The organism is Allobosea sp. BH3 (assembly GCF_025499465.1).
Lineage (GTDB): Bacteria > Pseudomonadota > Alphaproteobacteria > Rhizobiales > Beijerinckiaceae > Allobosea.
The window spans coordinates 553,416-565,833 of record NZ_JAIMCA010000004.1 but is presented as its reverse complement, the minus strand read 5'-3'; the positions used below and the strand labels follow the sequence as shown (position 1 = coordinate 565,833).

General features: G+C 66.3%; 12 protein-coding genes. 8 read left to right on the top strand and 4 right to left on the bottom strand.

The genetic code is table 11. The annotated features are described in order from the left end of the window. Window positions 1-121: 121 nt before the first annotated feature. Both BoBH3_RS15600 and BoBH3_RS15595 read right to left on the bottom strand, forming a co-directional pair. Entirely contained in the window at window positions 122-697 is a 576-nt protein-coding gene (locus tag BoBH3_RS15600) for a hypothetical protein (protein ID WP_262331730.1), read from the bottom strand. 63 nt (window positions 698-760) lie between these two features. Next, entirely contained in the window at window positions 761-1,912 is a 1,152-nt protein-coding gene (locus BoBH3_RS15595) for a M24 family metallopeptidase (RefSeq protein WP_262331729.1), read from the bottom strand. A 145-nt stretch (window positions 1,913-2,057) separates the two neighbouring features. On the opposite strand from BoBH3_RS15595, the gene BoBH3_RS15590 reads away from it, so the two are divergent. The 8 genes from BoBH3_RS15590 (at window position 2,058) to BoBH3_RS15555 (ending at window position 10,161) form a co-directional block, all read left to right on the top strand. After that, window positions 2,058-2,312, top strand: a complete 255-nt coding sequence (locus BoBH3_RS15590) for an accessory factor UbiK family protein (RefSeq protein WP_262331728.1) — start codon at window positions 2,058-2,060, stop codon at window positions 2,310-2,312. A gap of 284 nt (window positions 2,313-2,596) precedes the next feature. Continuing rightward, complete coding sequence (locus BoBH3_RS15585) at window positions 2,597-3,103, top strand: type III secretion system chaperone family protein (RefSeq protein ID WP_112577137.1); 507 nt, start codon at window positions 2,597-2,599, stop codon at window positions 3,101-3,103. A gap of 121 nt (window positions 3,104-3,224) precedes the next feature. After that, complete coding sequence (proC, locus tag BoBH3_RS15580) at window positions 3,225-4,046, top strand: pyrroline-5-carboxylate reductase (RefSeq protein WP_262331727.1); 822 nt, start codon at window positions 3,225-3,227, stop codon at window positions 4,044-4,046. Window positions 4,047-4,165: 119 nt separating this feature from the next. Continuing rightward, complete coding sequence (locus tag BoBH3_RS15575; protein ID WP_262331726.1) at window positions 4,166-4,903, top strand: TetR/AcrR family transcriptional regulator; 738 nt, start codon at window positions 4,166-4,168, stop codon at window positions 4,901-4,903. Window positions 4,904-5,250: 347 nt separating this feature from the next. Next, on the top strand, window positions 5,251-7,230 hold the full coding sequence (locus tag BoBH3_RS15570) for a methyl-accepting chemotaxis protein (RefSeq protein ID WP_262331725.1): 1,980 nt from the start codon (window positions 5,251-5,253) through the stop codon (window positions 7,228-7,230). Beyond that, a complete protein-coding gene (locus tag BoBH3_RS15565) occupies window positions 7,227-7,586 on the top strand; it encodes a tRNA-binding protein (protein ID WP_262331724.1) in 360 nt (119 codons plus the stop codon). The genes BoBH3_RS15570 and BoBH3_RS15565 overlap by 4 nt, the downstream gene beginning before the upstream one ends. Before the next feature lie 211 nt (window positions 7,587-7,797). Further along, window positions 7,798-8,964, top strand: coding sequence for a GGDEF domain-containing protein (locus BoBH3_RS15560; RefSeq protein WP_262331723.1), 1,167 nt, complete (start codon window positions 7,798-7,800; stop codon window positions 8,962-8,964). 768 nt (window positions 8,965-9,732) lie between these two features. Next, window positions 9,733-10,161 (top strand): hypothetical protein, encoded by a 429-nt coding sequence (locus BoBH3_RS15555; RefSeq protein WP_262331722.1) that lies wholly within the window; start codon window positions 9,733-9,735, stop codon window positions 10,159-10,161. 5 nt (window positions 10,162-10,166) lie between these two features. Here the strand turns inward: BoBH3_RS15555 and BoBH3_RS15550 are convergent, their stop codons facing one another. After that, on the bottom strand, window positions 10,167-11,456 hold the full coding sequence (locus BoBH3_RS15550; RefSeq protein WP_410050615.1) for an ATP-binding protein: 1,290 nt from the start codon (window positions 11,454-11,456) through the stop codon (window positions 10,167-10,169). 164 nt (window positions 11,457-11,620) lie between these two features. Beyond that, window positions 11,621-12,364, bottom strand: coding sequence for a response regulator (locus BoBH3_RS15545; RefSeq protein ID WP_262331721.1), 744 nt, complete (start codon window positions 12,362-12,364; stop codon window positions 11,621-11,623). Window positions 12,365-12,418: the final 54 nt, after the last annotated feature.

Below are 12,418 nucleotides of genomic sequence, written 5' to 3'. Positions count from 1 at the left end.
CTTTGAGCGGGGCAGAAACCGGCCATGCCGGCTCAATTCGAACGGCTCTTAACAGCGCGGTCGGGCTGAGTCGACTGCTGCGCTGCAATATCGGCATGCAAATTATATGACAGGCCTCCTGTCAGAGGCGCTTGCCGCTTCCGGTGGTGGCTGTGCCGGCCGCTGCGGTCTTCTTGCCGTCGGTCTTCGATCCCGTGGTCGCGGTCGGGAGCGGCGTGGCGTCCGGCGGCATCGTCACGAGGAAGCCAGCGATGGCGTCCATCGAGTCGGAGGCCGCTTTCGCGACGACCGTGCGATCGATAGCTGTCCAGGGGTCGGATCCGCCGCCGCGCTTGCCGATGCTCTCACCCTGCACGCGCTGGGCGCGCTGCTTGCTGGCGTCATAGACGTCCCAGACGAAGGCGAGCGCGGTCTGCCCGTCCTCGGTCGGCAGCGCCGTGAGATAGCCCTTGACGCGGAAGCGGGCGGGCTTGTCGCCGGGGACGATCTCCATCCGGCGCTCGGCCGCGGCCTCGCCGAGCAAGCTGGTGAAGTTGCTGGTCACGTCATCCGGCGCGCCCGAGATGCTCTGCACCGAAACGGGGATACCGGGCGCATCGACGCGCGGACGCGCTGCAGTCTGGGTGGTTTCCTGGCAGCCGGCCAGCGCCAGCGCGAAGACAGAACCCACGGCAAGGCCGCTCAGACGGTTGAACATGACGCCTCCCACCCTTTGAGCCACGAACCGCTTCTTAATGATTCCCTAACGGCTCTTCTAGGCTCAACGGATGGCGAGGTCCAGATCGGGCAGGTTGAGCGCTTCGGCGCCGTGTTCCCCGACGAGATAGGTGCGGCCGAGGCACATGGCCGTCTCGGTTTCCGAATCCATCAGGATCATGTGGGCGAACATCACCATGCCGGGCACGATCTCCCACTCATTGGCCTCGTAGAACATCGGCCAGTCCATCCAGGACGGCGTGAACTTGGCGCCAAGCGAATAGCCGCAGGCATTGAGCCGGTGCTGGCCGAGGCCGTGCGCGTCGAACACGCGCGCATGGGCAGCGAAGACATCGCCCGCCGTGCGGCCGGGTTTCAGCTCCGCTTCGCAGGCGAGCAACGCGTCCCTGGCGGCGGTGTGATAGGTCAGATGCAGCGGGCGCGGCTTGCCCACGGCGACGGTGCGCATGATCGCCGCGTGGTAATGCCGGTCGGCGCCGGCGAATTCGAGCGTGATCTGGTCTTGCGTCTCGAGCTTGCGGCGGCCCGATTTGTAGCGGCAGAGCAGGGCGTCGCGGCCGGAGCCGATGATGAACTCGTTGCCGGGATAGTCCCCGCCGTCGGCGAAGATGGCGTTGTGCTGGCCGGCGAGGATATCGCCCTCGTCGGCGCCGGCCCGGATGGTGTCGAGCGCGGCGCGGTCGGCGGCATCGGAGAGCGCGGCGGCGCGGCGGACATAAGTGATCTCCTCAGCCGATTTCACGGCGCGCAACCGCGTGACGATCAGCGAGGCGTCGACGAGATCGGCCTGCGCGGCGAAGGCTGCTTCCAGCTTGCGGTAGTTCGAGGCGACGAGGCCGTAGGATTCGAATTCGACGCCGATGCGCTTGTTCCCGAGGCCGAGATCGCGGGCCAGTGCCAGCAGGTCGACGGCGGGGTTGGCATCGCGCCCGTCCTTCCAGATGCGGATGTCGCTCAGGTTCGAGGTGTGTTGTGCCTGCCTGAGATCGGCCGAGCGGGTGAGCAGCGCCATGGTGCCGTCGGCTTTGACCACCAGACACTGGAAGAAGCAGAAGCCGAAGGTGTCGTAGCCCGTCAGCCAGAACATCGATTCCTGCTGGAACAGGAAGAGCGCATCGAGCCGCTCAGCCTGCATCGCGGCGAGCAGGGCCTGCCGGCGGCGGGCGAATTCGGCGGGGGTGAAATGCAGGGCCATGAAGACGACTCCCTTGGGCTGGCGGCCATGTGAGCTTGGCGCGGCCCCAGCCGCAAGCCTTGGGGCCCAAGCGTTTCGATTGCGGCGCCTGCGCCGGCTCCCTATAGGCTTTGACGACAGGAATTTGGTGCCGATGGAGAGAACCATGGCCAGCACAAGCAACCGCATCCTCGACGACATCGCCCGCCTCGCCACCGATGCAGCGGGCGCGGCGCAGGGCGTGCGCCGGGAGGTCGAGACCGTGGTGAAGACGCAGATCGAGCGCCTGCTGCGCGATCTCGACGTCGTCACCCGCGAGGAGTTCGAGGCGGTGCGCGAGATGGCGCTGATCGCCCGCGAGGAGAACGACAAGCTCGCCGCCCGCCTCAAGGCGCTGGAAGAGAAGCTCGGCAAAGCCTGAGTCGGTCCAGTGTCCACAGCCAAGTGCTGTGGACAGCCCTGAGAGGGGATTGAGCGCGGCGCCCGAATCCGGAGAGCTTCGCTCCCGTGTTGGGAGCGTCACAGCGCCTGCGCTATCGTCGGTGGAAAGAATTGATTCGTCGGGCGGATTCGGTTCCGGTCGGTGGATGGGAAGGTTCCTACAAGGAGCGTTCCGAGGTGTGTTGCGTCCTCGCGCTTTCCAATCGCCGTGTTCCTCTTCTCGAACGCGCCGGGGTTCCCGCCCCGGAAGGTGGACACCAGGGCATGATGGATCTCGATATGGATGCCGATCAGGATCGGCCTTCCAACCCGCTGGACCTCTTTGAACGCCTCGCTTCCCTCAACGACTGGACCTTCGACCGCGACAGCGAGGATGAGCTTTCCGTCGCCGTCACAGGCGGCTGGTCCGATTATCACGTCGCGATCACATGGCTCGCCGAGGTGGAGGCCCTGCACATCGCCTGCGCCTTCGACCTGAAGGTGCCGGAGCGGCGCCGCGGCGAGGTGCTGCAACTCGTCAGCCTCGTCAACGAACAGCTCTGGCTCGGCCATTTCGACCTCTGGAGCAGCGAGAGCGTGGTCATGTATCGCCATGCGCTGCTGCTCTCCGGCGGCGCGGAGCCGACCGAGGAGCAAGCGGCTGCCCTGGTTCGCAGCGCGGTCGAGGCCTGCGAGCGCTACTATCAGGCCTTCCAGTTCGTCGTCTGGGCCGGCAAGACGGCCAAGGAGGGCATGGAGGGCGCCATTCTCGAGACGGCTGGCGAGGCCTGAACGCCAGGTGCGTGCGTCGCGGCCGGGCTTGACCCGGCCCTCCGTTGCGGGCTCTGGTCCTGCGATGGTCCGGGCGCGCGCCCGGGCCTGACGCTCTCATCCCAGCCGTCGCGAGGCCGCCATGTCGAATGCCCTTCCGCAATCCCTTGTCCTGATCGGCGCGGGCAAGATGGGCGGTTCGATGCTGGAGGGCTGGCTGCGCATCGGCATGGACCCGGCCGCCATCGCCCTGATCGATCCCAAGCCCTCCGACGAGATGGTCGAGCTCGCCAATGAGAAGGGCCTGAAGCTCAACCCCTCCGCCAAGGATATCCCGGCTACGGAGGTGCTCGTGCTGGCGACGAAGCCGCAGATGCTCGATACGGCGGCGCCGGCCGTGCAGGCCTTCATCCATCCCAAGACGCTGCTGATCTCGATCCTCGCCGGCAAGACACTGGGCGATCTTTCGGCGCGGCTGCCGAATGCGGCGGCGATCGTGCGGGCGATGCCGAACCTGCCGGCTTCGGTGCAGCGCGGCGCGACGGGGGCGGCCGCCGGCAAGGGCGTCAGCGCCGCACAGCGCGCCATGGCCGATGCGCTGCTGCGCAGCATCGGCGTGGTCGAGTGGGTCGAGGACGAGGCACTGATCGACGCCGTCACGGCGGTGTCCGGTTCCGGCCCGGCCTATGTCTTCCATCTCGTCGAATGCCTCGCCGCAGCCGGCGTAGAGGCCGGACTTCCGGTTGATGTCGCGGAGCGCCTGGCGCGGGCGACAATCGAGGGGGCGGGCGAGCTTCTGTTCCAGTCGCCGTTGCCGCCCGGGACGCTGCGCCAGAACGTGACCTCGCCTGGCGGGACGACTGCAGCGGCGCTCGAGGTGCTGATGGCCGATGACGGGCTCAAGCCCCTGATGCGCAAGGCCGTCGCCGCGGCCAAGCGCCGCGCAGGCGAACTCTCAGGCTGAACGGCCTTTCGCCTGCCATCATAGGGGCCTAACCTCCCTTTCGCTGGATCATCGGCTTTATCCGAAAACCGCATTCCACGTTTCGGGCCGATGCTCTGCGAAGCGAGAGGAGCAGTGCCATGGCCCGCAAACCCGTTTCACCCCAGGCGGAGCCTGCCGCGCCGGCCGCCGACCCGCGCAAGCGCGCCGTCGAGGCGCTGATGCGGCTCGCCGCCGGCCAGCCCTGGGACCAGATCGAGCTGCCGGAGATCGCCGCCGAGGCCGGGCTCACGCTCGCCCAGCTACGCGGGCTCTTCCCCTCCAAGCTCGCCATGCTGGGTGGGCTGACGCGCATGGTCGACGACGCAGTCCTCGCCGGCTCTTCCGACGATCTCATGGGCGAGCCCTTCAAGGAGCGGATGTTCGATCTCGTCATGCGCCGGCTCGATGCTCTTGCGCCCTACAAGGCGGGCCTCCGCAGGATCTTGCCGGTGATCCGCCGCGACCCGCTGGCGCTGGCGGCGCTCAATAGCGGCGCGGTCAATTCCTGGCGCTATATGTTAGCGTCGGCCGGTATCCCGACCGAGGATGCGCTCGGCACCGTGCGCGTTCAGGGCGCGGTGCTGCTGATGGCGCGGGTGTCGGAGGTCTGGCTCGACGACGAGGAGCCGGAACTGTCGAAGACCATGGCGAGGCTCGACCGCGAACTGAAGACGGCCGGTTGCATCATGGCGCGCGTCGAGGATGTCCATCGGCTGACGGCGCCGTTGCGCGGGCTGGCGCGTGCGATCTGCTCGGGTCGGCCGCTCAAGGCGCGCAGGCGCGAGCGGGCATCGGACCGCGGCGAGGACAATGAGGATTACGCTCCGGCGATCTGATCTTTCCGGACAGTACCCGGAGTCTCCAGCATGGAGCGGCCTGTATAGTTCGGCTGACAAGCGTGTTCGAGCCGACGTGGCCAAGGAGAGAGTTCCCCTCTTTCCTACGGTCGGCGTGCTTGCGCCGTGTTCTTCAGCATCCCCATCCCATGGCCGAAGCATTGATCGGCGCCGCACATTCGATCTCGCAAGAGGCCGGCGCCATTGACGCCAATTCGCCGTTTGCGCGGCCGAATTGACCAAGCGCAAATCCTCGCCGAAATGCGGCTAAAAGGAGTCATCGTTAAACGTGTCTTAAGTCGATCTGCGGCAATAGAGGAAACCTCCCTCCGGCGCAGGACACGTTTATGCTGTTCTTGAAGAAGCTTGCTACCTTGTCGATCGGTCGCTCCTTCGCGCTGATCGCGGCCCTGGCGGTTCTGATCGCTGTCGGCGGCATCGGCTATTCGCTGAACGCCGCCCGCAATGAAATGATGGTGCTCAAGCGCGCCGAGATGAAGAATCTCGTCGACGCTGCCGCGACGACCGTCAAAGGCTATCTCGCGCGCGTCGAGTCGGGGGAACTCAAGGAAGAGGATGCCAAGAAGCTGGCGATGGAAGCGCTTGGAAGCGCGCGCTTCGACGATGGCAATTACTACTTCCTCGTCAACTACGACGGCATCAGCGTCCTGCACGCCAACAAGAAGATCCAGTCTTCGGACATGAAGCCGCTCAAGGACGCGGACGGCAAGTTCTTCGTCCAGGACATGATCGCGCTGGTGAAGGCAAAGGGCGAAGGCTTCCTCGACTATGGCTGGCTCAAGGCCGGCGACAAGGAGCCCTCCCTCAAGATTTCCTATGTGATCGGGATTCCGAAGTGGCAGTGGCTGGTCGGCTCGGGCCTGCATGTCCACAGCGTCGACGCGGCCTTCAGCGGCATGGTGCTCGGTGTCGCCAAGGTCCTTGTTCCGCTCGGCCTGGTCATGCTGGGCCTGGTGGTGTTCCTGAGCCGCCGCGCGACGGGGATGCTGCAGTCGCTGCGGGGTTCGATGGACCGCTTGGCGGAGGGGCATCTCGACACGCAGATCGCGCATCAGGAGCGGCCCGACGAGGTCGGCTCGATGGCGCGGGCGCTGGTCGTCTTCCGCGACGCGGCCCTGGCCAAGGAGACGATGGAGGCCGACAAGGTGCGCGTCGAGGAGGAGGCCGCCGGCCACCGCACGGCCGCCGAAGGCGAGCGCCGCCGCAACGAGGCTGAGCGCGGCGAGCAGGCCCGTCTTCAGGCCGGCGTGGTGCAGGCGCTAGGCCGGGGCCTGGAGCATCTCTCCGAGGGCGACCTGACATACCGGATCGAGGAAGCCTTCTCGGCCGAATACGTGAAGCTGAAGGACGATTTCAACGGCGCCATCGCCAAGCTCCAGGATGCGATGCGCCAGATCGCGACCAATACCGAGAGCATGAAGGCGGGTTCGACCGAGATCAGCCAGGCGGCCGACGACCTCGCGAGCCGCACCGAGCAGCAGGCTTCCTCGGTCGAGGAGACCGCCACTGCGCTCGACGAACTGACGGCCACGGTGCGCCAGACTGCCGAGAGCGCCCGCCTCGCCAATCAGGCGACCGATCAGGTCAAGACCGAGGCCGAGCAGTCGACGAGCATCGTGCGCGACGCGGTGACAGCAATGGGCGGCATCGAGAAGTCGTCGCAGGAGATCTCGCAGATCGTCGGTGTGATCGACGAAATCGCCTTCCAGACGAACCTGCTGGCGCTGAATGCCTCGGTCGAGGCGGCGCGCGCGGGCGATGCCGGCAAGGGCTTCGCGGTGGTGGCCTCCGAAGTGCGGGCGCTGGCGCAGCGCTCGGCCTCCGCGGCCAAGGAGATCAAGACGCTGATCGACGTCTCGACGATCGAGGTGGAGAAGGGCGTGTCGCTGGTCGGACAGACGGGCGGAGCGCTGCAGCGCATGGCCTCCGAGATCAACCGCGTGACCGGACTCGTCGCCGAGATCGCCGGCGCGGCGCAGGAGCAGGCTTCGGGCCTGCAGGAGGTCAACTCGGCTGTCGGCGAGATGGACCAGGCGACGCAGCAGAACGCAGCGATGGCCGAGGAATCGACTGCCGCGGCGCATTCGCTCTCGCAGGAGGCCGACAGGCTCTCCGCGCTGGTCGCCCGCTTCCAGGTCGGCGGCGATATCGGCGGCCTCAAGGCCATGGCCAGAACCATGCAGGCCGCCGTGGCTCCGGTCGCCGCTCCGCGCGCCGCAGCGCCTCGCGCCAGGGCCTATGTCGGCGGCTCGGCAGCGCCGAAGCTCGACGCCGTGAGCCATGACAGGGGTTGGTCGGAGTTTTGAGCTCCTCTGCCGAACCCGCCGCGCAGATCGGCTTCGACGATTTCCTCAAGGTCGACATCCGTGTCGGCACGATCGTCGAAGCCGAGCCCTATCCGGAGGCGCGCAAGCCTTCGATCAAGCTCGTCATCGATTTCGGCGGCAGCATCGGTCGCAAGAAATCCTCGGCGCAGATCACGAAGCACTACCGGCCCGAGGATCTCCCGGGCCGTCAGGTTCTCGCCGTGGTGAATTTCCCGCCGCGACAGATCGGCCGGTTCATGTCCGAGGTGCTGACGCTCGGCATCCCCGATGCCGATGGCGAGGTGGTGCTGATCGGACCGGGGCATGAGGTGCCGGCCGGCGGGCGGTTGTTCTGACGATTGCGGGACCGGGCGGCGGCGTCTGAAATTGCGTCGCCAATCGGCCATTGCGCACATTGCCGGCCTGCCCGCATCGCGACCGGAATTGGCGCCTAATCGCCGATTTAAAAGGCCAATCAGGCGGAGAAAGAGCCGAAAATCGCTGTCCGTTTACTGAAATTTTTCCTGATGATGCGATCCGAGCCTCTGTGATCGGAGCATGGCTTCAATGAACTCGATGGTTAGCTTGAGTTTCGTGCAGGCCTGCGTCCTCGCGTTTCTCGGCCTCCTCTGTATCGCCATCTATTTCGGCATGCGCAGGCAATCATCTCTCGCCTGGCTGGCTGTGGCGCTGCTGTGTGGCAGCGTCGAGGTGCTAATCATCAGCCTTTCGAACGGCTCTTTCTTCGAACTGCTTGCCGCCACAGTCCTCGTGCCAGCCGCCTATCTCTGCGTCGGACGGTCAGTCGGCATCGTAACCGGCGAGCGGCGGCCGCAATCGTGGCTGCTCGCGACGGTGGTCGGCTTGGTCGGCCTCGCCCTTGTTTTGTTGTTTACCCAGGCTCCCTTTGTCTACCAAACCTTGCCGTTCCAGCTCGCTTGCGGACTGGCGGTGACAGACAGCATCCTCAGGCTCTTGCGGGCGCGGGAGCGCGGCATTTTAGGCATGGGCCTCATGCTAACGCTAACCGGCATAGCGGGCGTGTTCTTCATGCGCGTGCCTCTCTTCCCGCTCCTGTTCGAGGGCGGCGCCCCGTATCTCAGCGTCAGAGATTCGGCGTTGGAAAAGGGGTTGATGCGCTTTACGGCACTAGCCACACCGACCGCGGTGTTCCTGCTTCTGGGCAAGATCATCGGCGCAGTCATCGAAAATTATCGAACACGATCTGAGCGGGACAGTCTGACAGCGCTGCTCAACCGCCGCGCGCTCGATGAGCTGATCCAGACCAATCGATCGCGCGGCGGTTCGCTGATCCTTTGCGATATCGATCACTTCAAGGATGTGAACGATCGATATGGCCATTCTGCAGGTGACGAGATCATCTGCGCATTTGCGAGGTTGCTCGAACAACCTGCAGTGCATGCTGCCCGCATCGGCGGTGAGGAATTCGCACTGCTGTTGCCGGGAATCGGCGCCTCGGCGGCTGCCGAGCTTGCTGACGCGGTCCGCGCGCGATTCTCCGCTGCCGGCCACCCGCTTGTTCCGCGAGACTATCGATTGAGCGCGAGCTTCGGCGTGGCGGCCTATGAGGCGGGTGAAGCGCTGAAGGAGGTGTTCGCCCGGGCGGATGTCGCACTCTATCGTGCCAAGCATGAGGGCCGTGACCGTGTAGCAGTCTATCGGGACGGCGATGCGCGTGACCCGGCGTCCGCAGCACGGAAACAAGCCGCCTGATCAGCGCGCACCGACGAGCAAGTGAGCGCAGCCGAATCTAGCAAACGTAAGCTTTCGACCCATAGCTGCCGTTCGTCCGGCCTGCCCTCGCCAACCCCCAATTTATCCCCGCCCCATCCACCTGCACCTATCCTCCCCCCGTCCCGCCCGACCAAGGGGGCTTCGCGAGGCGTCGTGCGGCCGGGCGGGATGCGGTGTTCCGGGTTCTCGTCGCTGGTGGCGGGGCTCGGAAGGGTCTTCTCGCCGCCGGGCCGAACAGGCAGGCCCGGTCGTGCCTAAGGCGGGCGGACCCACGAGAGAACCGCGCGCGGGGTTCGGGCGGTGCCGGCAGGCGCCGCATCGACTTCGACATTCGACATCGACATTCGGCACGCGGCAAAAGCCGTGCGCCGCCCGGACCCCGCGCATCCCCTTGGATGTGAAAGTGCGAGAACCCCGCAGGCTTAGCCTGGACGGGGCTTTCGGTGCGGGTGGTGCTTGGGAACTGCGGCGCTTATCCCTTCTCCCGGACGGGAGAAGGTGGTGCGGAGCGCCAGATGAGGGCCTGCCGTTTCAGCCGAAGGCGAGGCGGCTTCGTTGCGACTTTTCGATCAGCGGCGGTCCCTCACCCCTGCCCCTCTCCCATCCGGGGGAGGGGTTCCCCGCGCTGCCTGCGCCTTCTGGTTTGGCCCCCGCCGGCAGCCGGCCCACCCGCTACCTATGTTTTATTGCCGCCCGCGCCGGCCCCCCATACTGTCCGCACAGCCATTCGTGCGCGAGGACTGTGCCATGTCCAACGATGCTTATGCCGTGGCTGCCATCGTCGCTATTCTGCTTCCGACCCTGTATTTCCTGATCGCCTCGCCGACCTTCCTTCTGGCTAAATTCGAAGATCCCATCGTGACCTGGCTGTTGCGAGGCCTGTTCAGCGTTCATTTCCGGCTGATCTGCATCGGCTCCTTCATCGGAGCCATCGCTCTCGTGGTAGCCGACCGCCCGATCTTCGCCGCCGGCCCTGCCTTGATCGGCGGTATGGCGATCGCGATGCGGCAGTGGATCCTTCGGAACATGGATGCCGAACTCAGTGCGCGAGATGCCGGTGACGGACAGGCGATCCGCCGATTGCACGCGCTGCACTGGCGCGCCATGGCCTACAATGCCACGCAGTTCGCGCTGATCGTCGCCGTCACACCCTTCGTCTTCGCGCCGCCAGCCTGAAGGCCTCAAACCGGCAGTCGTACCGTCGCTCGCAAGCCCCCGAGCGGCGAATCCGCCAGCATGATGTCGCCGCCATGGGAGCGGGCGATGTCGCGGGCGATCGCGAGGCCGAGCCCGGTGCCGCCGCCGTCGACGTTGCGGGCCTCGTCGAGCCGGAAGAAGGGTCTGAAGACGTCCTCGCGCTGATCCGCCGGGATGCCCGGGCCGTCATCGTCCACCATCACGATCAGGTAGCGGGCGTCATGGGCGGCGCTGATCGCGATGCGGTCACCGTATCGGGCCGCATTCGAGACGAGGTTGGTCATGACGCGGCGGAAGGCGTCCGGCCGGACCACCACCAGCGGATCGCCGATCACCGTCAGCTCGGTCTGATGGCCCTGCCGCTCGGCGTCGGATTTCAGTTCCTCGAGCAGCCCGCGGATGTCGGTTTCGACGGCCGCCTCGCCCGCATCGCCGCGCGCGAAGGCGAGATAGTCCTCGAGCATGCGGCTCATCTCGTCGACATCCTTCTCGAGCGCCTCGATCTCGGAGGAACGCTCCATCAGGGCGAGCGAAAGCCGGAAGCGGGTGAGGATGGTGCGCAGGTCGTGGCTGACGCCGTTCAGCATCGTCGTGCGTTCGCCGATGGAGCGCTCGACGCGCCGCTTCATCTCGATGAAGGCATTGCCGGCCCGGCGGACCTCGCGGGCGCCGCGCGGGCGGAACTCCGTCTCGCGGCCCTTGCCGAAGGCTTCAGCCGCATCGGCGAGCTTGAGGATGGGGCGGATCTGATTGCGCAGGAACAGCACCGCGATGGTCAGCAGGATCAGCGAGGTGCCGATCATCCAGAGCAGGAAGATGTGGCTGTTGCTGGCATAGGCCGCGTTGCGCCGGGTCAGGATGCGCATCACGTCCTTGCCGAGCTTGATGCGGATCTCGATCAGGCTGGAGCGGCCGACCGTGTCGAGCCAGAAGGGGCGGGCGACCTGCAGGCTGAGCTCGGTCGAGAGCGCGTTGTCGAGCAGTGAGAAGAACGGACGCGGCCCCGGCGCCGGCAGGTCGGAATCGGGGATGATGTCGACGTCCATGCCAAGACGCTCGGCGGCGATGCGCGAGAGCGTCGCAGTGTCGGGGTCCTGCGGATAGCTTTCATAAACGTCGATCAGCATGGCGATATCGGCCGAGACGGCCGAGGAGAGCCGCTGCGTCACCGTCTGCCAGTGCCGCTCCATGAAGACATAGGCGATGACTGACTGCAGGAGCACGACCGGCGCGATGACGATGACGAGCGCGCGCGGATAGAGCCCCTTGGGCATGTAGCGCGCAACGTGCCGCAGCGGCCTGCCGATGGTCCTCAGCGCAGGGCGTATCGCGCGATTCAGGCGGCTTGCGCCCCGCTGCACCTGCACGACGGAACGAGCGAGCGCAGATGCGGCGAAGCGCAGGGCCGCCGGGCCTTTCCTGTCCTGCTGCAGTTGGGTCACGCCCTGTCCGTCACGAGCCGGTAGCCGACGCCGCGCACCGTCTGGAGATAGAGCGGGTCGGCCGGATCGCGCTCGATCTTGCGGCGCAGCCGGTTCATCTGCACATCGACGGTGCGGTCGTTGGCGGCGGAACCCTGCGCGGCGAGATCCTCGCGCGGCACCACCTCGCCGGCGCATTCGGCAAGTGCGGTCAGAATCTCCCGCTCGCGCTCGGTCAGGCGGATGGTCTCGTCGCCCTTGCGCAACTCGCCACGGGTCAGCCCGTAGAGGAAGGGGCCGAAGCGAACGAAATCGGGCCGCGCGCCGGATTGGGCAGGCTCGACGACGACAGTGCGCTTCAGGATGTTGCCGAGGCGCAGCAGCAATTCACGCGGCTCGAAGGGCTTGGCGAGATAATCGTCGACGCCGATCTCGAGGCCGTTGATCCGGTCCTTGCCGTCGGCGCGGGCCGTCAGCATCAGGATCGGGATGGCGGAAGACCCCCGGAAGCGGCGCGCGAAGTCGAAGCCGTTCTCGCCGGGCATCATCACGTCGAGCACGATGGCGTCGAAGACGAGATGTCCGAGGCGATTATCGGCCTCGGCGGCGCTGGCGGCGGTCGTGACACGGTAGCCATTGTCGCCGAGAAAGCGGCCGAGCAGGTCGCGCAGGCGCCTATCGTCATCGACGACGAGAACGTGCGGCGCCTCGTCAGGCAGGGGCTTGCGGGCCGGCTTCGCCAGGGTCTCGGTCGCGATCATCCACGCTCCTCTGTCCTCGCGCCCGTGCTTCGGGCAGATCGCAGTGCGATCGAG